Origin of the sequence: Rhodococcus sp. HNM0569 (assembly GCF_012726205.1) — a bacterium.
Classification (GTDB): domain Bacteria; phylum Actinomycetota; class Actinomycetes; order Mycobacteriales; family Mycobacteriaceae; genus Rhodococcus_F.
Map to the genome: position 1 here is coordinate 51,872 of NZ_JAASAE010000014.1, position 21,268 is coordinate 73,139.

Here is a 21,268-nt window from a genome sequence, read left to right on the forward strand (position 1 = left end):
CCCCCAACTTTTGGTCACAATGTCACATCGTGTGCGCTCGATGCACACGATGTGACATTGTGACTGGCGGTCAGGTACGGGCGACGACGAAGTCCTCACCGCTCGAGGGCCGCAGACCGTCGGGCCGGTCGGTGAAGTAGCGGTCACCGAGAGCCGTGCCTGCGATGTGCCGGACGTCGGCGAAACCGGCGTCGCGGGCCATGCCGATCATCTCGTCGGGTGTGTAGAAGCTGACGAACGGCGTGCCCGACGCGTGCGCACCCTTGCGGCTCGTGTCGAGGCCCGCGCGGTCGGCCGGGTCGAGCAGGTCCGGTGGCAGCAGGAAGGTCATCGCGAGCGTCGAGCCCGGTGCGAAGCGTGCGACGTCGCGCAAGGTCTGTGCCGTCGTCTCTTTCGAGAGGTACATCGCGACACCGGTCGACGCGACGACGGCGGGGCGGCCCGCGTCGAAGCCCGATCCGACGAGTCGCCCCTGCCACGACTCGCCCGCCTCGAAGTCGACCGGCACGAAATGCACACGGTCGGATCCGGGGTAGCCGAGTTCGCGTAGTCGCTGCTGCTTCCATGCCTGCGTGCCGGGCTGTTCGACCTCGAACACGTCGAGCGTCTCGACGACGTCGGCCCTGCGCTGTGCGAAGGTGTCGAGCCCGGCGCCGAGCACGACATACTGGTCGACTCCCCGCGCATGTTCCCGGGTGACGAGATCCTCGACGAACCGTGCGCGCGCGACGATCGCCGCGCGGAATCCGCGGGTGCCGTCGGGATCCATGTCCGGCCTGCGTCGCCAGTCGTCGTCCGGGGCGACGAGTCGCAGCCCGATCGCGTCGTCGAAGACGGGCGGTGACGCGTCCACCTCCAGGTGGAGCGCGCGCCACAGCGCGACACGGACGGCGGTGTCGTCGGGCTCGCCGGATGTCATCGGTTCTCCTCTCGGTCCCGACCATCGCACCCGATCGTGACAGCGTCGCGCAAGGTTGCGCGTAGATGAACGCCTGCCAACTTATATAGACGTGCTGTAAACAATCCGAACTTGTATTGATAAGTGCGGGGTGGGCCGTGCACGATCGACCGCATGGCAGCACAACGGAACTACGACCTCGCGGTGGTCGGGGCGGGCATCGTCGGCCTCGCCCACGCGTATCACGCGCACCGACGCGGCCTGCGTGTCGCGGTCGTCGAGCAGAACGACGGCGTCGTCGGCGCGTCGGTCCAGAACTTCGGCCACGCGTGCATCACGGCGCAGTCCGGCCGCGCCCTCGAGTACGCGCGCGCCGGCAGACGGCACTGGCTCGACCTCGCGCGCTCGGCGGACTTCTGGGCCGCCGAAGCCGGCACGTGGTGCGTCGCACGCCGCGACGACGAACTCGCCGTCATGACCGAGTTCGCCGCCGAACGCGACGACGAGGCGGTACGACTGCTCTCGCGCGACGAGATCCTGGACCGCGTGCCGGTCGCAGATCCGGCCACGGCAGGCGGGATGTACCTGCCGTTCGACCTCCAGATCGATCCTCGCGCGGCGGCGCCGGCGATCGCGCGGTGGCTCGAAGCCGAGGGGGTCGACTTCCACTGGCACACCGCGGCACTCGGCTTCGAGACCGGTCGAATCCGTACCTCGCGCGGTGAGCTGTCCGCGACGCACGTCGTCATCGCGACCAACTACGACGTCGACCGGCTCTTCCCCGCGCTGGCCGACGGACTCGTGCGGTGCCGGCTGCACATGCTGCGCGCGCGGGTCGCGCTGCCCCGTCCGTTGCCCGGGCCGCTGTTCACCGGCTGGTCGCTCGTGCGCTACTCGGGTTTCGAGAACCTGCCCAGCACACCGGATCTCGCGCAACGTCTGGCCGTCGAACACCCCGACGAGGTGGCCCTCGACCTGCACCAGATGTACACGCCGCAACGCGACGGCACGATTCTCGTCGGCGACACCCACGCGCGCGACGTGTCGCCCGTGCCGTTCCAGAGCGAGGACGGCTTCCGCGTGCTGCTCGACGAGACACGTCGACTGTTCGGCTCCGACATCGAGGTGATCGAACGCTGGCAGGGCGTGTACAGCTCGGCGCCGGATCGCGAATTCCTGATCGCCGAACCGCTCGACCGCGTGCACGTCGTGACGGTGACGACCGGAATCGGCATGACGACGAGCATGGGCCTCGCCGCCGACACCGTCGCCCGCATCGCCGCCACCGTTGCGGCCTGACGCCGCACATCCCATGAAAGAGGTAAACCGTTGAGCAGCAACCAGACACTCGACACACCCGTCTCGCTCGTCGTATTCGACATGGCAGGCACCACCGTGCAGGACGAGGGGCTCGTGCGCCGCGCGTTCCTCGCCGCCGACGAGCATGCGGGTCTGGCCACGACCGATGCGGAGCGCGCCCGCATGCTCGAGTACGTCGACGAGACGATGGGCCAGTCCAAGATCGTGGTGTTCCGGCATCTCGCACACGGCGACGAAGAACAGGCACAGGCAGCGAACAAGGTGTTCGAGACCGCGTACGCCGCCATGGTCGCCGCGGGCGAGTGCAGCCCGATCCCCGGCGCGGAGAACACCTTCGACAGGCTGCGCAGTGACGGCGTCGCGATCGCGCTCACCACGGGCTTCGCACACGACACGCAGAATGCGATCCTCGACGCCCTCGGGTGGCACGAGCTCGCCGACGTCACGCTGTGCCCCGGTCACGGTGTGCGAGGACGGCCGTTCCCGGACATGCCGCTGACCGCGCTCATGCGCACCGGCGGCGAATCGGTGCACGACATGGTCGTCGTCGGCGACAGCGCGTCGGACGTCGTGAGCGGGTTGCGGGCAGGTGCCCGTGCGTCGGTCGGCGTCCTCACCGGAGCGCACGATCGCGCTCGTTTCGAGCAGGCCGGTGCGACCCATGTGCTCGGGAGTGTCGCCGACGTACCCGAGTTGGTCGAGCAAGTGAACGCAGGCGCGCACCGCTGACTCCCGCACCGTCGACTTCTTCCGCCGATCCACAGCGCAGTGGACCGGTCGATCAGCCACGCCCACCACCGGGACGACGACGGCTCTCCCGGCCGACCACCGAGGCATTCACATGGCACAGATCCTCGCTTCCACGCGCACCGCCGGGCCCGAAGGAGACATTGCAACGCGGATGCGCCGCTGGCGCATCCAGATCTTCGCGATCACCTGGGTCGCCTACGCGGGCTTCTATTTCACGAGGCAGGCGTTCTCGGTCGCCAAACTCGGCATCCTCGAGGACCCGCTCGTCGACACCGCCCTGACCAAGTCCGCACTCGCGAATCTCGACGCGCTGTATCTCGCTGCCTACGCGGTGGGACAGTTCGTGTGGGGATCGGTGTCCGACCGTTTCGGGCCGCGTGTCGTGGTGTTGGGCGGGCTCGCGATCTCGGCCGTCGTCACGATGTTCATGGGTCTGCTGCCGGCCCTCGTGTTCCTGATTCCACTGATGATCGTGCAGGGTCTCGCGCAGTCGACGGGCTGGTCGGGCCTCCTCGCGAATATGGCGCAGTTCTTCACGATCGGCGAGCGCGGCCGCATCCTCGGTCTGTGGAGCACCAACTACGCGTTCGGCGGTCTCGCCGCGGCCCCGCTGCTCGGCTGGGTCGCCTACGGCCTGTTCGACTCGTGGCGGGCGGCATTCTTCGCAGGTGCGGCGGTCGTCGGCGTCGTCTTTGTGGCGGTCTTGGTGTTCCAGCGCAACACACCCCGGGATGTCGGGCTGCCACCGATCGAGGAAGCGCGTGCCGGCACCGAGCCGATACTGGGCGGCGATGCGCCCGTCGCACACGAATCCGGCTCGCTGCGTGAATCATTCGCCGCCGTAATGCGAGACCGCATGGTGGTGACCCTCGGTCTGTCGTACTTCCTGCTCAAGCCGGCGCGCTACGCGATCCTGTTGTGGGGTCCGGTGATCGTGGCCGAGAAGCTCGCGAACGGGGACCGCTTCCAGGCGGTCGTCGTTCCCGTCGCCTTCGGGGTCGCGGGCGTCGTCGCGCCGATCCTGATCGGGCGCATCTCCGATCGCGTGTTCCACGCGCGCCGCGTCCCCGCATGCGTCCTGAGCCTCGCGGTCCTCGTCGCGGTTCTCGCACTGTTCACGCCGCTCACCGCGACCGGCAATGTGTGGGTCATGGTCGCGGTGCTCGCGGTCATCGGACTGTCGGTGTACGGCGCCGACGCGATGATCTCGTGCGTGTCGGCGGTCGACTTCGGCACCTCGAAGCATGCGGGCACCGCGTCCGGTGTGATCAACGGATGCGGCTCGGTCGGTGCCATCCTCGGAGGTCTGCTGCCCGGCTATCTGGGCACGACGGCACTGTTCTACGGCTTCGCGGGCGCGGCGCTGCTCGCGCTGGTACTCCTCGCGCCCCACTGGAATCGGATGCCCGCGGCAGAATGACCGGGTGCGCCTCTTGATCCGCGATGCCCACGCGGCGGCCGACGCCGCCGCGTGCGCCGCTCTGTACCGCCCGTACGTCATCGACACCGCAATCACTTTCGAGTCCGAACCGCCCGGCACCGACGCGATGGCCGCACGCATCTCCGCGGCGACGCGCGACTACGCCTGGCTGGTCGCGGAGAACCCCGGCACTCCGGAAGGCAGTGCGGGCGAGCGCTACGGTGCCGACATTCTCGGGTATGCCTACGCGGGCCGGTTCCGTGAGCGTCCCGCATACCGGTTCACCTGCGAGGTCAGCGTGTACGTGCGGAGGGGCCTGCGCCGCACCGGAGCCGGGCGCGCGCTGTACGAGGCACTGTTCACGCGGCTCGCGGAGCGTGGCTACCTCACGGCGGTCGCGGTGATCACGGTGCCCAACGACGCGAGCGTCGGCCTGCACACCGCGCTCGGGTTCGAGCCGGTCGGCACGTTCCGCCGCGTCGGCTTCAAGCACGGACAGTGGCGTGATGTCGAATGGATGCAGCGCCCGCTCGGCACGGGTCCGGTTGCCGGCCCACGCGAGCCGCGTTGACGCGCGCTCAGTCCCGCCACTGCGGTTGTACGGTGCGGGAGTTGACGATCGAGAACGTCACGAGATCGGGGCGGTATCGGTCGTCGGCGTACTCGAAGGGGGTGCCGAGCGCGTCGCGCGACGTGCGGCGCTCGCGCAGCAGTGGGCTGCCGGGAGCGATCGTGAGGTGCTCGGCGTCGAGTGCATCGGCGGCGACGGCGTCGAGCACGTGCTCCATCGAGTCGAATCGCACGCCCTGTTCGGTGAGATAGTCGGTCATCGACCCCGAGTCGGTGTCGAACCGGAACAGCAACTCGCCCACCGTTTCGGCGAACGTGCTGCGCTCGAACATGGTCGGTTCGCCGTCCAGGTAGCGCACACGCAGCACGTCGACGACGGTGTCGTCGGGGGTCAGGCCGAGCGCGTCGGCTGCCGCGCCCGACGCCCGCCGCCGCGCGACTTCGAGTGTGCGGCTGCCCGGTCGGCGGCCGGTGCGCGCCGCCCACTGCGAGAACGGCGTGAACGTGTCGAGGGTCTGCGTGACGTCGCGGCTGCGGACGGTGGCCGGGCGTCCCTGCGACAGGACGAGCAGGCCTTCGTTACGGAGCGTCGCGAGCGCCTGCCGTACGGGCCCGCGGGAGACGTCGAACTCGGCGCACAGTGCGCTCTCGCTGGGAAGGGACGTCCCGATCGCATACTCGCCGTTCATGATCCGGCGACGCATCGTGGCGGCGACGAGTTCGTGCCGCGACTGTCGGCCGGTCACCGCGCCGAATGGGGCAGGATCCGTGCGAGGGCCTTGACCATCGGCCGGTGGTACGCCGGGCCGAGGATCCGCACGAGCGCGTCGAGGGCCTTCGCATCGTTGCCGACGAGCACGCGTGCCTTGTTCTTCGCGACCCCGTCGAGGATGATCTCGGCGGCCCGCTCCGGGCTCATCTTGAGCAGTTTCTCGTTGTACGTGCGGGTTTCGCGTTCGTCCTTGACGCCGCCCGCGGCGGTGGCGTTGTTCGCGACGTTCGTCTTGACGCCGCCGGGGTGCACCGTGGTGACCCGAACAGGGTGGCCTGCCGCGAGCATCTCCATGCGCAGTGCCTCGCTGAACGCGCGGACCGCGGCCTTCGCCGAGTTGTACGCGCTCTGCCGCGGTAGCGACAGCAGCCCGTACAGGCTGGACGTGTTGACCACGTGCCCGTCGCCCGACGCGATGAGGTGCGGCAGGAACGCCTTGGTGCCGTTGACGACGCCCCAGTAGTCGATGTCGACGACCCGCTCGAGATCCTTGAAATCGCTCTCGAGGATCGAACCGGAGAACGCGACGCCCGCGTTGTTGTACACCTGGTTGACGACGCCGAAGTGTGCGGCGATGTCGTCGGCGTACTGCAGAACCGCACCGCGCTCGGCGACGTCGAGCCGATCGGAGCGGACCTCGGCACCGAGCGCACGCACCTGGGACACGGTCTCGGCGAGGCCGTCGGTGTCGACGTCGGACAGCGCGAGCCGCGCACCGCGCCGCGCGAGGCCGAGCGCGAGAGTGCGGCCCATTCCGGAGCCTGCACCGGTGACGACGGCGACGCGGCCGGAGAACTCACTCATGTGGGGCACCCTTTCGATCCCGGCGGGCAGCCCCCGGCACGGGGGTGCGGTGCCGGAGGCTGGCCCTTGTCGAGCAGCCCCATCACACCACAGGAGGGAACGACCGGGTCGGCGACCCCACGAATCCGCAGGACGATCGGCCGAACAGATGAGAACGTGTCGTCGGACGAGTCGTAACCCGGAGAAGGGACGCACACCGCGTACCCGCGACAGGAGGTCCGTCATGAAAACCATCACGCCGTTCCTGTGGTTCGACGACCGCGCCGAGGAGGCCGCGCAGTTCTACACGAGCCTGTTCGACAACTCCCGCATCACCGAAGTCACGCGCTACATCGTCGACACGCCGGGCGGTCGAGTGGGCGACGTCATGACCGTGTCGTTCGAGCTCGAGGGGCAACCGTTCACCGCACTCAACGGCGGCCCGATGTTCACGTTCACCGAGGCCGTGTCGTTCGAGATCCCGTGCGCGTCGCAAGCCGAGGTCGACAGATTCTGGAATGCGTTCGCCGACGGCGGCGAGGAAAGCCAGTGCGGGTGGATCAAGGACCGCTTCGGCCTGTCGTGGCAGGTGGTGCCCAGCCGCTTCTACGAACTGGTGCGCTCACCCGACGACGCTGCCGTGAGCCGGATGACGCGGGCGATGCTCGGTATGCGCAAGCTCGACATCGCCGCGCTCGAAGCCGCGTTCGCCGGCGAGACGGAGCCCAGCCCGCAGGCATAGACGGCCTGCTCGTCCGCCTCCGGTGGGCGGCGTGCTCTGGCATCATGAGGCGATGCCGGACGTGTACGCGTTGAGCATCCTCGGAGAGCCCGAGGGTCAGGGCTGGACGCAGGTCGTGGACCTGCTGTTCGCGCTCGTGCTGTGTTCGGCGATCGGGCTCGAACGCGAGATCCGGCGCAAGAACGCGGGCCTGCGTACGCACACGATCGTGGGCCTGGGCTCGGCCCTGTTCGTCCTCATCAGCAAGTTCGGTTTCTACGACGTCATCGACCCCGACCACGTCGTGCTCGACCCGTCGCGTGTCGCTGCGCAGATCGTGTCGGGTATCGGGTTCATCGGTGCGGGCATCATCTTCGTGCGCAAGGACGCCGTGCGCGGACTCACGACGGCGGCGGCCATCTGGATCAGCGCCGCGGTGGGCGCGGCGTGCGGCGCGGGACTGCCGATCCTCGCGCTCGTCGTCGTGGTGGGGCATTTCGTGGTGGTCTACGCGTACCCGCCGCTCATCCGATTGCTGCCGGTCAACCGCACGTACCACGAGCCGCTGCGTGTCGAGTACCTGGACGGTCGAGGGTTGCTGCGGACGATCCTCGCTCAGGCGACGGCGCTGGGCTTCGCGGTCACCCACGTCGGCACGGATCGCTCGTCGGCGCAGGGCACCGTCGAGCTCACGATCGACCTCGAGGGCCGCGGCGACGTCGGTGCGCTCGCGGCGCACCTCACCGACATCGACGGGGTCGTGGGTGTCGACATCGGACGACGCGACGACGAGTTCGACGACTGACCGGCGTCACCCGTCGTCGACCATCGCGGCGAGCCGTCGCGCGAGCCGGGCCGCCGTGTCGCGCAGTTCCGGTGGGTCGAGGATGTCGGCGTCGAACCCCATGCGCGCGATATGCAGTGCGATCCAGTCGAGTTCGTCGCCGCCCACGGTCAGCAGGCACCACTGCTCGCCAGCCTCGCCTGCGGCCTCGTCGTCGACGCGGCCCACCGCGGCGGGCACCAGCCGGCGCACGGTCTCGGCAGGTGCGCGGAGCCGGACACGCGCGGTGTGCCGGTAGGGAGCCTCGGTGACCGACCGCTGCACGTACTCGACCGGATCCGGATGGGCGCGCGGGCGGAACCTCCACGTTCCTGCCGTGACGTCCTGCATGCGGTCGAGCCGGAAGGTGCGCCAGTCGGCGCGGTCGACGTCCCACGCCATGAGGTACCAGCGGCGGCCGGTGGTCACCATGCGCACCGGTTCGACCGTCCGTTCCGTGTCGCCGTCGGGACCCCGACGGCTCGGATACCGGAACCGGACGCGCACCGCGTCGCGGCACGCCCGCGCGAGCGTGACCAGCAGGTCGGCGCCGATCTCGATGCCGGGGCCGATCAGCGTGTCGGTCGCGTCGTGCACCGCACGGATCTCGGCCCGCAGCCGCGGCGGCATCACCTGGTCGAGCTTGGTCAGCGCCTGCAGGGCGGCCTCGCCGGCACCGGCGACCGTGCCGCGCGACGCGAGCCGCAAGGACACGGCCGTCGCGATCGCCTCGTCGTCGTCGAACAGCAGCGGCGGCAACCGGGTGCCTGCGCCGAGCTGGTAGCCGCCACCGACTCCCGCCGTCGCGTGCACGGGATAGCCGAGTGCGCGCAACCGCTGGACGTCGCGCCGCACGGATCGTTCGGTGACGCCCAGTTCGGCAGCCAACTCGGTCGCGGTCCAGGACGGCCTGCGCTGCAGCATTGCGAGGAGGCGCAACACGCGTTCGGTGGTTCCCTCGGCGGTCACGAATCGAATACTTCCACACATAGCGGAAGGCAGCTGTCCGCTATCTGCGCGACGGTGTGCTCATGACCGAACAGACCTCACTGGACTGGAACTTCCAGCTGCGCGACCAGATCGAGTGGCACTGGAACAACCAACTGCGCGCCCGGCTCGACGGGCTCACCGACGACGAGTACTTCTGGGAACCGGTCGCCGACACGTGGAGCGTGCGGCCGCGGGGCACGAGCACGGCGCCCGTCCTGGGCGGCTCGGGCGAGATGACGATCGATTTCGCGTTCCCCGAACCCGATCCGCCGCCGTTCACCACGATCGCGTGGCGGCTCGGGCACGTCGTCGTCGGCGTGCTCGCGGTGCGCAATGCCGCGCACTTCGGTCGCGAGGCCACCGACTACTTCGCTTTCGACTACGCCACCACCGCGGCCGACGCGCTCGCGCAGCTCGACGCCGAGTACGCCACGTGGCTCGCGGGCGTCGAATCACTCGGCGAGGCAGGACTGGCCCGGCCGTGCGGCGAGGCCGAAGGCCCGTTCGGCGACCGGCCGATGGCGACACTCGTGCTGCACATCCATCGCGAGCTGATCCATCACCTCGGCGAGGTGTGCCTGCTGCGCGACCTGTACCAGCACACACACGGCGCCCCACTGGGCGCACCGACCGAAAGGACACTCTGATGGCGCGCGACCTCCAGATCACGTTCGACGCGGCCGACCCCGCGCGGCTCGCCGCGTTCTGGGCCGACGTGCTCGGCTACCGGTTGCAGGACCCGCCGGGCGGTTTCGCGTCGTGGGACGAGGCTCTCGATGCGATGGGCATTCCGCCCGAGCGGCGCAACGACGCGTCGGGCGTGGTGGACCCCGACGGTGCGGGGCCGCGGCTGTTCTTCCAGCGCGTGGCGGAAGGGAAGCAGGCGAAGAATCGTGTGCACCTCGATGTGCGGGCGGCTCCGGGGCTGTCCGGCGACGACCGCATGGCCGCGCTCGAGGCGGAGGCCGAACGGCTCACCGCGCTCGGTGCGCAGCGGCTCACCCGGTTCGAGCCCGCGCCGCCGCTCGGGTCCGGGCACATCGTCATGGCCGACCCCGAGGGCAACGAGTTCTGCCTCGACTGACCCCGTGAGCACTTTGCGAGTCTCTGTACGCCTGTTTCACGCACGGGGCCTCACTCCGGGGCGACGTTGGCCTCGAACACCTCCTGCACGACGGCCATCGCCGAAAGCCCCGCGGGCGCACCGCAGTACGCGCTCGCCTGCACCACGACCTCGACGATCTCGTCGCGCGTGAGCCCGTTGCGCAATGCGCCGCGCACGTGCCCGCGCAGTTCGCCGTGCGCGCGCAGCGCGATCAGCATGCCGAGGTTGACGAGGCTGCGGCTGCGGCGATCGAGACCGGGACGGTTCCACACCGCATCCCACACGTGCTCGGTGACGAACTCCTGCATCACCTGGCTCTCGGTACCGGCGGTGCGGTCGAGGGCCGCATCGACGAACGGGTCGCTCATCACCTCGCGGCGCACGCGAAGCCCCGCGCGCACGGCATCGGAGAACTGGTCGTCGCGGGGGTTGCTGCTGCTCTCACTCATGAGCCCAGCTTACGAACCGGCGTCCTCCCGGCTCAGGTGACCGCACTGGTGCCGTAGGCACGACGCGAGATCCGGGAAGCGGAACCGGTGCTCGCGTTCGGTCAGCCGCTGCGGGACGGCACGTTGGCCGGCGAGCGCGAGTTCGCGCGCCCCCTCTCGTCCGAGGAGCAGCGCGGGGCCGAGCGACGGGACGGGAAACACTGCCGGCCGGTGCATCACATGCGCGAGCACCGCGGTGTACTCGCGATTGCGGACCGGCGACGGGGCCACGCCGTTCACCGGTCCCGACAGCGAATCATCCACGAGTGCACGGTGATACACGTCGACGAGATCGTCCAGGTCGATCCACGGGGTCCACTGCTCGCCGCTGCCGAGCCGGCCACCGAGTCCGAGCGCGAACAGTGGCCGTTGCAGCCGGAGCACGCCGCCGCGCGTCGACTGCACGATGCCGGTGCGCACGTTCACGACGCGCAGCCCTGCCCGCTCGGCGGGCAGCGTCGCCGCTTCCCAGTCGACGACGACGTCGGCGAGGAAACCGTCCCCTCGGTCGGCGTCTTCGGTGAGGACCTCGTCGCCCGGATCCGGGCCGTAGAAGCCGACGGCCGACGCGCTGACGAACACGCCCGGCCCGTCCGGTGTCGCGGCGGCGAGTTCGGCGAGCAGTCGCGTCGGTTCGATCCGGCTGCCGCGGATCTTGGCGCGATGCTCGCCGGTGAACCGGCCCGCGATCGGTGCACCCGCGAGGTGCACGACCGCGTCGACGCCTGCGAGCAGGTCGGGAGCGGGCGACGACGGATCCCAACGGCGCTCGTCGTCGCCACGCGGTGTGCCGCGTACGAGCCGGATCACGCGGTGCCCGCCGGTGGTCAGGAATGCCGTGAGCGCCGTGCCGACCATGCCGGAACTGCCGGACACCGCGACCGTGAGCGGGCGATCGAGATACGCGCCCGCCCAGTGGTGCGCCGCGAGGTCGTCGGCGAGTTGGCGGTGGCGGTACCGGAAGGTGTGCTCGAGGGCGCGGAGCGGCACCCGGGTGCGGACGTGGTCGGTGACCTCGGTGCGCCCGTCCGGGAGATCGGAGAACACGTGAATGTGACGCCACGGCACGAGCGTCCGCAGCGGGAACGAGGCCGAGCGGTCCGCGAACCGCAGTCCGTCCTGGTATGCGTGCGGGTCGTGACGCGCGGTCCACGTGAGCCCGCCGGGGAGCTTCAGCACCGCCTCGCCGCGGGCGAGATCGGACGCCTCCCGCACCGGCGTCATCGGCAGCCACGGCGGCGAGAGCCGCGTGAGCGCACCCGGGCGCGCGAACCACGCGAACACCTCGCTGCGAGGGGCGTCGACGACTTGCTCGAACTCGTGGTCCATCACTCGACGGTAACGCCCGCGGCGTGGCCCGAGGGGCGGGTCGAGTGCGCGGGTTTCGGTACGGTTGCCCGAAACCGGACACGCACGCCACGGGGACGAGGGGCCAGTGAACGACACGCAGCGCACGCACACGGTTCGACGATGGCTGATTCCCGCGCTGCTGGTGCTCGCCTGGCTCGCGGTCGCAGGCGTCGGCGGTCCGTTCGCGGGCAAGCTCACGGACGTGCAGTCCAACGACAGCACGTCCTTTCTTCCTGCGAGCGCCGACGCGACGAAGGTCGCCGAGTTCCAGCGCGAATTCTCGGACAGCGACGTCATTCCCGCGGTCGTCGTCGCCGAACGCGAGTCGGGTGTCACGCCGGGTGATCTCGAATTCCTCGGCACCCTCGCGGGCACCGACGTGCCGGGTGTCGTGGGCGGCGGCTCGCCGCCCGTGCCGTCCGAAGACGGCCGTGCCGCGCAGGTGATCGTGCCGGTGGATGCGACGGGCGACCCGGGCGAGACCGTCGACGAGTTGCGCGAACACATCTCGTCCGGCGTCCCCGGCGGCCTGTCGGTCTACGTGTCGGGGCCCGCGGGCCAGACGGCCGACCTGTCGGAGGCGTTCGCGGGCATCGACGGGCTGCTGCTGCTCGTCGCGGGTGCCGTCGTGATCGTGATCCTGATCGTGGTCTACCGCAGTCCGATCCTGCCGTTCGTCGTCGTGCTGTCGGCGGTGTTCGCGCTCGCGCTCGCGAGCGCGCTCGTCTACGTGCTCGCCGATGCGGGCGCGATCGCGCTCAACGGGCAGAGTCAGGGCATCCTGTTCATCCTCGTGTTCGGCGCGGCCACCGACTACGCGCTGCTGCTCGTGTCCCGGTTCCGTGAAGAACTACGCGATCGCGACGACCGCTACGAGGCGATGAGACGCGCGTGGCGCGGGGTGCTGGAGCCGATCTCGGCGTCGGCGGGCACCGTGATCCTCGGCGTGCTGTGCCTGCTGCTGTCGGATCTGAACTCCAATCGCGGTCTCGGCCCGGTCGCCGCGCTCGGCATCGCCGCGTCGTACGTCGCGTCGCTGACGTTCCTGCCCGCCGCGCTCGTGCTGATCGGCCGCGCCGCGTTCTGGCCCAAGCGACCTACCGTCGTCACGGCGCCCGAGGACGCGACACGCGCCCACGAGCAGGGCCTGTGGTGGCGGCTCTCGCGCGTCGTCGCGACGCGCCACACGCGCGTGTGGATCGGCACGGGCCTGCTGCTCGTGGTGTGCGCCGCCTTCGTACCGCAGTTCGAGTCGAGCGGCGTGCCGCAGTCGTCGGTGTTCCTCAACCGAGTCGAGTCGGTCGAGGGCCAGGACGTGCTCGGCGAACACTTCCCCGGCGGCAGCGGCTCCCCGACCCTCGTCGTCGCGGGTGCCGCCGACGCGGACGGCGTCGCCCGCGCGCTCGACGGCGTGGACGGGGTCGCGCCCGGCGGCGTGCGGTTCGTGAGCGAGACGGGCGCGCCCGCCGGGCCGCCCAAGACGGTCGACGGGCAGGTCATGGCGCAGGTGACGCTCACCGATCCGGCCGACTCGGACGAAGCCGTCGACACCGTCTCGCGCATCCGCGACGAGTTCGCGTCCGGCACGTGGCAGGGCGGCGAGGTCCTCGTCGGCGGCCCCACCGCGACGCAGCTCGACACCCAGACCACCGCGGCCCGCGACCGGTCCGTCGTCATTCCGGCGGTGCTCGTGGTGGTGTTCGTCGTGCTCGCGTTGCTGATGCGCGCGCTGGTGGCGCCGGTGATGCTGCTCGCGACCACCGTGCTGTCGTTCGCGTCGGCGCTCGGCGTGTCGGGGCTGGTGTTCGACCACCTCTTCCACTTCCCCGGCTCCGACCCGGTGGTGCCGCTGTTCGGGTTCGTGTTCCTCGTCGCCCTCGGCATCGACTACAACATCTTCCTCATGACGCGGGTCCGTGAGGAAGCGCTGCGGCACGGCACCGCCGAAGGTGTGCGACGCGGCCTCGCGATCACCGGCGGCGTCATCACGTCCGCGGGTGTCGTGCTGGCCGCGACGTTCGGTGCGCTCGCCGTCATTCCGTTGCAGTTCCTCGCGCAGATCGCGTTCATCGTCGCGTTCGGCGTCCTGCTCGACACGCTCGTCGTGCGCACCCTGCTCGTACCAGCGTTGACGCTCGAGATCGGCCGACGCGTCTGGTGGCCGTCCGCACTCGCCCGCAACGACGGGCGCGACTGACCAGGTAGGCGGCCCACACCGTCCCATCCGCGCGATGCCCGGCCCCGAATACCGGGTATGGAGAGTTGTCGAGAGGACCGTTCGCGTCGCCGCGTCGTGGTCGTCGGGTCGGGTATCGCGGGACTGACCGCGGCACACGTGCTCGCGCGCCGCGATCATGTGACGCTCGTCGAGGCAGACGACCGGCTCGGCGGGCACGCGCACACACACGTCTTCGACGTCGACGGGCCCGTCGCCGTCGATTCGGGATTCATCGTCCACAACGACCGGACGTATCCGACGGTGCAGCGGCTTTTCCGCGAGCTCGGCGTCGAGACGCAGGAGACCGACATGTCGATGTCGGTGCGGTGCGACGACACGAGTCTCGAATACGCCGGTGCACGTGGGCTCGGCGGCCTGTTCCCTACGCCGGCGAATCTGTTCCGTCCGGGCTATCTCGCGATGCTCGCGGAGATCACCCGTTTCCACCGCCGCGCACGGGCGTTGCTCCACGCGCCGGGGGGATCCGAGGAAACTCTCGACGAGTTCTTGCGACGCAACGGATTCGGCGACAACCTGGTGCGCTGGTTCGTGACTCCGCTCGTCGGCGCCGTGTGGTCCTGTGATGCGGTGACGGCACTTCGTTATCCGGCCCGATATCTGTTCACCTTCCTCGAGCATCACGGGATGCTCACCGTCTTCGGCTCGCCGACGTGGCGCACCGTCACGGGCGGATCGCGTCGTTACGTCGAGGCCGTCGCCGCCGGCATCGACGAGGTGCTCGTCGGTAACGGTGTGCACAGCATCCGGCGCTACCGGGACGGCGTGCGGGTGCGCACCGCCGACGGTGCCACGAGAAGTTTCGACGCGGCGGTCGTCGCCACCCATCCCCGCGAAGCGCTCGCGATGCTCGATTCGCCCACTGCGACGGAGAAGTCGGTGCTCGGCGCGATACCGTACGGCCGCAATCACGCACAGGTGCACACCGACATCTCGCTGCTGCCGCGTGCAGCGCGGGCACGGGCATCGTGGAACTGTCTGATCCCCTCCGGCCGGTCGGCCGCGACCGAGGTGCTCGTGACCTACGACATGACCCGGCTCATGCAGTTGCCGTGGACGGGTCGACGATTCCTCGTCACGCTCGGCGGCGGCGAACGGGTCGCCCCGGATTCGGTGCTCGCCGAGACCACCTACGAGCACCCGCAGTACACCCCCGATTCGCTCGCCGCCCGCGAGCGGTTGCCGGACCTCGACTCCGACACGCTGGCGTTCGCGGGCGCCTATCACGGGTGGGGTTTCCACGAGGACGGCGCGCGTTCCGGTGTCCGGGCCGCGGCACGACTCGGGGTCCGCTGGGGCGAGCCCGACGGCTCGGCAGGTGGCCGAGTGCAGGTGCCTGCATGACGGCGATCTACCGCACCACGATTCGGCACGCACGTACCGCACCGGTACGGCATGCATTCGAGTACCACAGCATGTCGTGGCTCGTCGACGTCGCCGACCTGCCCGTGCTGCCACGACTGCTCGCCCCGCTGGCGGCCTTCCGCGCGGCCGACCACCTCGAACCGGCCGGAGCCGGGCCCGACACGCTGCGCGCGCGGGTCGGCGCACTGCTCGCCGCGCACGGTCTGCGGGCCGAGGGCCGCGTCGACGCGCTGATGAACGCACGCGCGCTCGGCTACGTGTTCGACCCGCTCACGCTGTACTGGTGCCACGACAGCGCCGACGTGCTCGTCGCGGTGATCGCCGAGGTTCACAACACCTACGGGCAGCGGCACAGTTACGTCCTGCGCCCCGACTCCGACGGGCATGCGCGGGTCGGCAAACGGTTCTACGTCTCACCGTTCCACGGCGTCTCGGGGCACTACGAGCTCGACGTGCCGGAGCCGGGTGAGCGGCTCGCGGTCCGCATCGTCCTGCACCGCGACGGGCATCCGCCCTTCGTCGCGAGCATGACGGGCACCCGCTCCCCCGTCACGACGCGGACGCTGCTCGCGCACACCGTGCGGGCGCCGCTCGCGCCGCTCGTCGTGGCAGCGCGCATCCGATGGCAGGGCCTCCGCCTGTGGGCGCGGGGGGTTCCGATCACGCGGAGGCCCGATGCCTCGAAGCGCAGAGAGGAGACCGTCCCATGAGTACCGACGGACTCGGGGTCACCGACGCGACTGTCGGTATCGACACCGCTCGATGGCCGGGCCTCGCCGAGGTACCGACCGGGACGCGCGCTCGCATGGCGGGGGCGGTCGCGGGCGCATTGTTCCGCCGCGCGGTCGCACGTCTGCCGGTGTGCGTCGAGTACCCCGACGGCGAGCTCTTCGGCGGTGGCACGAGCGGCTGCCCGCGGATGGTCGTGCGCGATCCGGAGGCGTTCACGCGCCGTGTCGGCCGCGACGGTCTCGTGGGCTTCGGCGAGTCGTACATGGCGGGCGAATGGTCCTCCCCCGACCTCGTGGGCGNGCGGTTGCGGGCGCTGTACGTGCGCCACCAGCCCGCAGGCGAACGTGGGACCGCGGGCGCCGCGCGCAGCAACATCGCGCGCCACTACGACCTGTCGAACGAGCTGTTCGCGACGTTCCTCGACGAGACCCTCACCTATTCGTCGGCGCTGTTCCCCGGCGCGGAGGCTCCGCGTGACTCGCGGCGACTCGGACGCGCGCGTGTCGTCCGGGTCGCGCAGCCGCGGCCCGCTCCCGACTGGGACGACCTCGCGTTCGCGCAGATCCGCAAGATCGACCGGCTCCTCGACGCCGCGGGGGTGGGGCCGGGAACGCGGGTGCTCGAGATCGGTACAGGCTGGGGCGAGCTGTGCGTGCGCGCCGCCCGGCGTGGTGCGACCGTGCGGTCGGTGACCCTGTCCGAGGAGCAGCGCACGCTTGCGCGCCGTCGTGTGTCCGAAGCGGGAGTCCAGGACAGCGTCGTCGTCGACCTGCTCGACTACCGCAGCGTCGACGGCGAGTACGACGCAATCGTGTCGGTGGAGATGATCGAGGCCGTCGGATTCGACTTCTGGCCCGCATACTTCGAGGTGCTCGATCGCGTGTTGGCGCCCGGCGGACGCGTCGCGCTGCAGGCGATCACGATGCCGCACGAGCGGATGCTCGCGACCCGCAACACGTACACCTGGGTGCACAAGTACATCTTTCCCGGCGGATTCCTGCCGTCGACGGAGGCGATCGACTCGGTCGCGCGCCGCCGTACGACGCTGCGGGTCACCGATCGCCTCCTGATGGGTGGGCACTATGCCGAGACCTTGCGGCTGTGGCGGGAGCGGTTCGACGCCGCTGCCGGTGACGTAGCCGGGCTCGGTTTCGACAGCGTCTTCCGGCGCATGTGGCACTTCTACCTCGGCTATTCCGAAGCCGGATTCCGCTCGGGTTATCTCGATGTGCAGCAGATCGTGCTCGCACGAGGAAAGGACGGGTCATGACTGCCGCCGAACTCGAACAGATGCTGCGCACGGGCGCCTTCGACCGGTCGTCGCTACGGCGGCCTCCGAATCCGGTCAGCCAGGCCCGCATTCGCGGTCGGTTGCACGGACTACGACGTGATCGTGCCGTGATCAGCCATCACTACGACCTTCCGTCCGAGTTCTACCGCCTCGTCCTCGATTCCCGGATGACCTACTCGAGCGGGTATTTCACGAGTTGTCCACCGAATAATCCACAGGCTGTGGAGAACGTGCTCGACGAGGCGCAGTACGCCAAGCTCGACATGGTCTGCCGCAAGGTCGGTCTCGGAGAACCGGGCGCCACCCTGCTCGACGTCGGATGCGGTTGGGGCGCGCTGAGCATCCACGCCGCCACGCATTTCGGCGCACGCGTGGTCGGCGTGACCCTGTCGGCCGAACAGAAAGCGTTCGCGGACAAACGCATCGCCGACCTCGGGCTCGGCGACCGGGTCAGGATCGAGCTGCGCGACTACCGCGAGATCGACGGCGTCCACGATGCCGTCGCGTCGCTCGAGATGGGCGAGCATGTGGGAGAGCGGCAGTACGGCCGCTACGCGCGTACCTTGCGCGATTCCGTTGTCCCCGGAGGACGGGTGCTCGTGCAGCAGATGTCGCGTGAGGGCAGACATCCCGGCGGCGGGCCGTTCATCGAATCGTTCATCGCACCGGACATGACGATGCGTCCGACCGCGGACACAGTCGGACTGCTCACCGCGGCAGGACTCGAGCTGGTCGAGATGCAGCCGATGGGCCCGCATTACGCGCACACCGTCGACGGCTGGATCGCCAACTTCGAACGCAACCGTGACCGGATCGTGGCTCTGGTGGGCCTCGAGGTCACGCGCGTATGGCAGTTGTATCTCGCGGGCGGTCGTACCGCGTTCGCGCAGGGGCGCATGGGCGTCGACCAGATCCTCATGACGCGACCCGAGGAGGCGTCGTGACCGGGTGGAGCGGTTTCGCCGTCGTCGCATGCACGAGCGCAGTCGCCCTCGCCGTCCTGCAGACGGTGACCTTCGTCGCCGCGGTGCGCGTGCGCCGATACAACGTCGTCGACGTCGTGTGGGGACCCGGTTTCGTGCTCGTCGCGCTCGCTGCGGTGCTGGTCGGCGACGCGGCGAATCCCCGCGCGTGGATCCTCGTCGCGCTCACCGGCGTCTGGGGTTGCCGGCTCGGATGGCACATGGCACGCAAGACCGGTGGCCGAGGCGAGGACCCGCGGTACTCCGAGATGCTTGCGCGGGCGGGTGGGGGCCGTGCCACGGCGGCCCGCAAGATCTTCGCGACCCAGGGCGCGGCGCAATGGTTCGTGTCGCTGCCGATCCAGGTATCGGCCGTCGCGGGCCCGACGTCGGGCGCGGGCTGGGCGGTGGTGACGGTCGGTGTCGCATTGTGGCTGCTCGGGGTGGTCTTCGAGACGGTCGGCGACCGGCAGCTCGCGGCCTTTCGAGCCGACCCCGAGCACGGGGCCGTCATGGACCGTGGGCTCTGGGCGTGGACCCGTCACCCGAACTACTTCGGCGACGCTTGCGTGTGGTGGGGCGTGTGGCTGGTGGCCGCGAGCGCCTGGCCGGGCATGCTCACCGTCGCCTCGCCTGCCGTCATGACCTACTTCCTCGTGTTCGCCACCGGTGCGCGGCTGCTGGAGCGGTCGATGGTCGGCCGCCCCGGCTACCGCGAGTACCAACGACGCACCAGCATGTTCGTGCCGTGGCCGCCGGGAAGTCGGAGGTGTGGGTCGTCGTGAATGCCTTCGCTGTGACCCCCCTGCGCCGTAGGCCGGTTATCGTCGTCGGTGATGAGCGGATCACGTACATGAGCGCCGACGGCGGCAGCCACGCAGGCGGGGGCGGTGCCGACGAGGGCCGCGTGCGCGAGAACGACGAACTTGCCGCCCTTCTCACGAGGATCGGTCGCGGCGACACCGAGGCTTTCGGCGAGTTCTACTCGCGTACCAGCGCGCGGGTGTACGGGATGGTTCTGCGGATCCTGCGGGACCCGGGATACAGCGAGGAGACGGTGCAGGAGGTGTTCCTGCAGGTGTGGGGCTCTGCCGAGAGTTTCGACTCGACGCGAGGGTCGGCCGTGTCCTGGGTCGTGATGCTCGCACATCGGCGCGCCGTCGATCGGGTCCGCTCGGAACAGTCCACTGCGGAACGCGACGCGGTGTACGGCGCACGCACCTGGAGCGGTGCGTTCGACGCCGTCAGCGAAGAGGTCGCGATGCGGGCGGAAACCAATGCCGTCGTCGACTGCCTCGGAACGCTCAGCGAGGTGCAGAAGAAGTCGCTGGTGCTCGCGTACTACGGGGGACTCACCTATCGGGAGGTCGCCGAGCGGCTCACGGTCGCGTTGCCGACCGTCAAGAGCCGCATTCGCGACGGTCTGCGACGTCTCGAACGGTGCTTGGGGGTGATCGCCGGTGAGTGAACCCGACGACACCGGGGGCCTCCTCGACTCGGCACAGGTGTACGCGTTGGACGCCGTCGACGACGCCGAACGCGCACGCATCGAGTCCGCACTCGCCGCGGCCGACCCGCAGACACGCGACCGATTCGCAGCGCTGGTGCGCGACGTGCGCGAGACGATGGCCGTCCAGTCGTCCGCCACCGCGGTGCCCGCACCCGCGGGCTTGTTCGAACGCATTCTCGAGGGTCTGCCCGGAGAGAGTGGGACGCCGGTGGATTCGGGACAGCGGCCGGTGTCCCTCGAGGCCCGACGCCGTCGCTATCGCGTCCTGACCGCCGTCGCCGCGGCTGCGGCGGTGATCGTCGTCGCTGTCGGCGGAATCGGGATCAGCAGGCTCGGCCAGGACCGGCCCGCGATGTCGGTCACCGAGCAGGTGCTCACGGCGTCCGACGTGCGCACCGTCTCGTCCGACCTCGCGGACGGCGGCACGGTGACGGTGGTGTTCTCGCACTCGGTCGATGCGGGCGTGGTCGTCATGAACGACATGGCCGCACCGCCCACCGGCTCGGTGTACCAGATGTGGCTGATGGAGGACGAGCCCGTGTCGGCCGGAATGATGGAGATGGAGGGCCCGGCGCCGTCGATGACGACGACCGTCGACGGTATCGACGACGCGTCCGCGCTCGCGTTCACGGTGGAACCGGTGGGCGGATCGCCGCAGCCGACGGGGGATCCGTTCGCCATGCTCGAGTTCGGCTGACCGTCCGGCTTCGGACCGGAACCGGGGCATGAGGACACGCGTGTCCCCGTCCACCCGTGGACGCGGGTGGAAAGGGCACGTCGCGTCAGCCCGCGCAGTCCTCGCAGATCATCTCGCCGTTCGCGTCGGACGCGAGGTTCGAGCGATGGTGCACGAGGAAGCACCGCGTGCACGTGAACTCGTCGCGCTGCTTCGGCACGACCTTGACGGTCAGCTCTTCGCCCGAGAGATCGGCGCCGGGCAGCTCGAACGACTCGGCGGTGTCACTCTCTTCGACGTCGGCAGCCGACGTCTGCGAGTTGGTGCGCTTGACCTGCAATGCCTCGAGCGAGTCCGTAGCGATCTCGTCGTCGACGGTGACTCGGGGCGCGTCGTAGTCGGTGGGCATGGCTTCCTCCTGGCTCAGCTCGTCAATCCCCGGGCGTGTGTCCCGTACGGGCGCCGGTGCCTTCTCAACGCCCGGGGTTCCCAATTTGTGCCCGGGT

The 21,268-nt window shown here is 69.9% G+C and carries 22 protein-coding genes and 1 pseudogene; 16 read left to right on the forward strand and 7 right to left on the reverse strand.

The window, feature by feature from the left end; translation table 11 throughout:
* Positions 1-70: 70 nt before the first annotated feature.
* The gene (locus HCA44_RS17205) at positions 71-919 is read right to left on the reverse strand and encodes a class I SAM-dependent methyltransferase (protein ID WP_169650548.1); all 849 of its coding nucleotides are present in this window, start codon (positions 917-919) and stop codon (positions 71-73) included.
* Positions 920-1,072: 153 nt separating this feature from the next.
* On the opposite strand from HCA44_RS17205, the gene HCA44_RS17210 reads away from it, so the two are divergent.
* The 4 genes from HCA44_RS17210 to HCA44_RS17225 all read left to right on the forward strand — a co-directional run bounded on the left by HCA44_RS17210 (position 1,073) and on the right by HCA44_RS17225 (position 4,959).
* A complete protein-coding gene (locus HCA44_RS17210; RefSeq protein WP_169650549.1) occupies positions 1,073-2,197 on the forward strand; it encodes a TIGR03364 family FAD-dependent oxidoreductase in 1,125 nt (374 codons plus the stop codon).
* A gap of 30 nt (positions 2,198-2,227) precedes the next feature.
* Positions 2,228-2,947, forward strand: coding sequence for a phosphonatase-like hydrolase (locus HCA44_RS17215; RefSeq protein WP_277350839.1), 720 nt, complete (start codon positions 2,228-2,230; stop codon positions 2,945-2,947).
* A 112-nt stretch (positions 2,948-3,059) separates the two neighbouring features.
* A complete protein-coding gene (locus HCA44_RS17220; protein WP_169650550.1) occupies positions 3,060-4,388 on the forward strand; it encodes an MFS transporter in 1,329 nt (442 codons plus the stop codon).
* A gap of 4 nt (positions 4,389-4,392) precedes the next feature.
* Positions 4,393-4,959, forward strand: coding sequence for a GNAT family N-acetyltransferase (locus HCA44_RS17225; RefSeq protein WP_169650551.1), 567 nt, complete (start codon positions 4,393-4,395; stop codon positions 4,957-4,959).
* A gap of 7 nt (positions 4,960-4,966) precedes the next feature.
* Here the strand turns inward: HCA44_RS17225 and HCA44_RS17230 are convergent, their stop codons facing one another.
* Positions 4,967-5,704, reverse strand: a complete 738-nt coding sequence (locus tag HCA44_RS17230) for a GntR family transcriptional regulator (protein WP_346764772.1) — start codon at positions 5,702-5,704, stop codon at positions 4,967-4,969.
* The gene (locus tag HCA44_RS17235; RefSeq protein WP_169650552.1) at positions 5,701-6,534 is read right to left on the reverse strand and encodes an SDR family NAD(P)-dependent oxidoreductase; all 834 of its coding nucleotides are present in this window, start codon (positions 6,532-6,534) and stop codon (positions 5,701-5,703) included. The genes HCA44_RS17230 and HCA44_RS17235 overlap by 4 nt, the downstream gene beginning before the upstream one ends.
* A 223-nt stretch (positions 6,535-6,757) precedes the next feature.
* Between HCA44_RS17235 and HCA44_RS17240 the strand changes: the two genes are divergently transcribed.
* Positions 6,758-7,255 carry a VOC family protein gene (locus tag HCA44_RS17240; RefSeq protein ID WP_169650553.1) on the forward strand — a complete coding sequence of 166 codons (498 nt, stop codon included), beginning with the start codon at positions 6,758-6,760 and terminating at the stop codon, positions 7,253-7,255.
* A gap of 52 nt (positions 7,256-7,307) precedes the next feature.
* Positions 7,308-8,039, forward strand: coding sequence for an MgtC/SapB family protein (locus HCA44_RS17245; RefSeq protein ID WP_169650554.1), 732 nt, complete (start codon positions 7,308-7,310; stop codon positions 8,037-8,039).
* 6 nt (positions 8,040-8,045) lie between these two features.
* Here HCA44_RS17245 and HCA44_RS17250 read toward each other — a convergent pair whose 3' ends face one another.
* Positions 8,046-9,026: a YafY family protein gene (locus tag HCA44_RS17250; RefSeq protein WP_346764773.1), complete on the reverse strand. Its 981-nt coding sequence runs from the start codon at positions 9,024-9,026 to the stop codon at positions 8,046-8,048.
* A gap of 62 nt (positions 9,027-9,088) precedes the next feature.
* Between HCA44_RS17250 and HCA44_RS17255 the strand changes: the two genes are divergently transcribed.
* Together HCA44_RS17255 and HCA44_RS17260 are read left to right on the forward strand one after the other, a co-directional pair.
* A complete protein-coding gene (locus tag HCA44_RS17255; protein WP_240945598.1) occupies positions 9,089-9,694 on the forward strand; it encodes a DinB family protein in 606 nt (201 codons plus the stop codon).
* The gene (locus HCA44_RS17260) at positions 9,694-10,131 is read left to right on the forward strand and encodes a VOC family protein (RefSeq protein WP_169650556.1); all 438 of its coding nucleotides are present in this window, start codon (positions 9,694-9,696) and stop codon (positions 10,129-10,131) included. The genes HCA44_RS17255 and HCA44_RS17260 overlap by 1 nt, the downstream gene beginning before the upstream one ends.
* Positions 10,132-10,181: 50 nt before the next feature.
* Here HCA44_RS17260 and HCA44_RS17265 read toward each other — a convergent pair whose 3' ends face one another.
* Both HCA44_RS17265 and HCA44_RS17270 read right to left on the reverse strand, forming a co-directional pair.
* Complete coding sequence (locus HCA44_RS17265) at positions 10,182-10,601, reverse strand: carboxymuconolactone decarboxylase family protein (RefSeq protein ID WP_169650557.1); 420 nt, start codon at positions 10,599-10,601, stop codon at positions 10,182-10,184.
* 9 nt (positions 10,602-10,610) lie between these two features.
* Positions 10,611-11,969: a TIGR01777 family oxidoreductase gene (locus tag HCA44_RS17270; protein ID WP_169650558.1), complete on the reverse strand. Its 1,359-nt coding sequence runs from the start codon at positions 11,967-11,969 to the stop codon at positions 10,611-10,613.
* 106 nt (positions 11,970-12,075) lie between these two features.
* On the opposite strand from HCA44_RS17270, the gene HCA44_RS17275 reads away from it, so the two are divergent.
* The 8 genes and pseudogenes from HCA44_RS17275 (at position 12,076) to HCA44_RS17310 (ending at position 20,783) form a co-directional block, all read left to right on the forward strand.
* A complete protein-coding gene (locus tag HCA44_RS17275; protein ID WP_169650559.1) occupies positions 12,076-14,187 on the forward strand; it encodes an efflux RND transporter permease subunit in 2,112 nt (703 codons plus the stop codon).
* 57 nt (positions 14,188-14,244) lie between these two features.
* Positions 14,245-15,570, forward strand: coding sequence for an FAD-dependent oxidoreductase (locus HCA44_RS17280; protein ID WP_169650560.1), 1,326 nt, complete (start codon positions 14,245-14,247; stop codon positions 15,568-15,570).
* Entirely contained in the window at positions 15,567-16,301 is a 735-nt protein-coding gene (locus tag HCA44_RS17285; protein WP_169650561.1) for a DUF1365 domain-containing protein, read from the forward strand. The genes HCA44_RS17280 and HCA44_RS17285 overlap by 4 nt, the downstream gene beginning before the upstream one ends.
* Complete coding sequence (locus HCA44_RS17290; RefSeq protein ID WP_169650562.1) at positions 16,298-17,593, forward strand: class I SAM-dependent methyltransferase; 1,296 nt, start codon at positions 16,298-16,300, stop codon at positions 17,591-17,593. The genes HCA44_RS17285 and HCA44_RS17290 overlap by 4 nt, the downstream gene beginning before the upstream one ends.
* Positions 17,594-17,658: 65 nt before the next feature.
* Positions 17,659-18,558: pseudogene (locus HCA44_RS17295) on the forward strand (cyclopropane-fatty-acyl-phospholipid synthase family protein); the annotation flags it as partial.
* Entirely contained in the window at positions 18,555-19,361 is an 807-nt protein-coding gene (locus tag HCA44_RS17300; protein WP_169650564.1) for a DUF1295 domain-containing protein, read from the forward strand. The pseudogene HCA44_RS17295 and the gene HCA44_RS17300, both read left to right, overlap by 4 nt.
* A 68-nt stretch (positions 19,362-19,429) precedes the next feature.
* Entirely contained in the window at positions 19,430-20,044 is a 615-nt protein-coding gene (sigK, locus tag HCA44_RS17305) for an ECF RNA polymerase sigma factor SigK (RefSeq protein WP_169650565.1), read from the forward strand.
* Entirely contained in the window at positions 20,037-20,783 is a 747-nt protein-coding gene (locus HCA44_RS17310) for an anti-sigma factor (RefSeq protein ID WP_169650566.1), read from the forward strand. Before sigK ends, HCA44_RS17310 begins: the two co-directional genes overlap by 8 nt.
* 85 nt (positions 20,784-20,868) lie before the next feature.
* Here the strand turns inward: HCA44_RS17310 and HCA44_RS17315 are convergent, their stop codons facing one another.
* Complete coding sequence (locus HCA44_RS17315; RefSeq protein ID WP_169650567.1) at positions 20,869-21,171, reverse strand: DUF4193 domain-containing protein; 303 nt, start codon at positions 21,169-21,171, stop codon at positions 20,869-20,871.
* Positions 21,172-21,268 lie beyond the last annotated feature (97 nt).

Coding starts and splice junctions, on each gene's coding strand:
- HCA44_RS17280 (WP_169650560.1), top strand. CDS start 14,245: ATGGAGAGTTGTCGAGAGGACCGTTCGCGTCGCCGCGTCGTGGTCGTC.
- HCA44_RS17235 (WP_169650552.1), bottom strand. CDS start 6,534: ATGAGTGAGTTCTCCGGCCGCGTCGCCGTCGTCACCGGTGCAGGCTCC.
- HCA44_RS17260 (WP_169650556.1), top strand. CDS start 9,694: ATGGCGCGCGACCTCCAGATCACGTTCGACGCGGCCGACCCCGCGCGG.
- HCA44_RS17205 (WP_169650548.1), bottom strand. CDS start 919: ATGACATCCGGCGAGCCCGACGACACCGCCGTCCGTGTCGCGCTGTGG.
- HCA44_RS17210 (WP_169650549.1), top strand. CDS start 1,073: ATGGCAGCACAACGGAACTACGACCTCGCGGTGGTCGGGGCGGGCATC.
- HCA44_RS17315 (WP_169650567.1), bottom strand. CDS start 21,171: ATGCCCACCGACTACGACGCGCCCCGAGTCACCGTCGACGACGAGATC.
- HCA44_RS17255 (WP_240945598.1), top strand. CDS start 9,089: ATGACCGAACAGACCTCACTGGACTGGAACTTCCAGCTGCGCGACCAG.
- HCA44_RS17240 (WP_169650553.1), top strand. CDS start 6,758: ATGAAAACCATCACGCCGTTCCTGTGGTTCGACGACCGCGCCGAGGAG.
- HCA44_RS17265 (WP_169650557.1), bottom strand. CDS start 10,601: ATGAGTGAGAGCAGCAGCAACCCCCGCGACGACCAGTTCTCCGATGCC.
- sigK (WP_169650565.1), top strand. CDS start 19,430: ATGAGCGCCGACGGCGGCAGCCACGCAGGCGGGGGCGGTGCCGACGAG.
- HCA44_RS17270 (WP_169650558.1), bottom strand. CDS start 11,969: ATGGACCACGAGTTCGAGCAAGTCGTCGACGCCCCTCGCAGCGAGGTG.
- HCA44_RS17245 (WP_169650554.1), top strand. CDS start 7,308: ATGCCGGACGTGTACGCGTTGAGCATCCTCGGAGAGCCCGAGGGTCAG.
- HCA44_RS17220 (WP_169650550.1), top strand. CDS start 3,060: ATGGCACAGATCCTCGCTTCCACGCGCACCGCCGGGCCCGAAGGAGAC.
- HCA44_RS17285 (WP_169650561.1), top strand. CDS start 15,567: ATGACGGCGATCTACCGCACCACGATTCGGCACGCACGTACCGCACCG.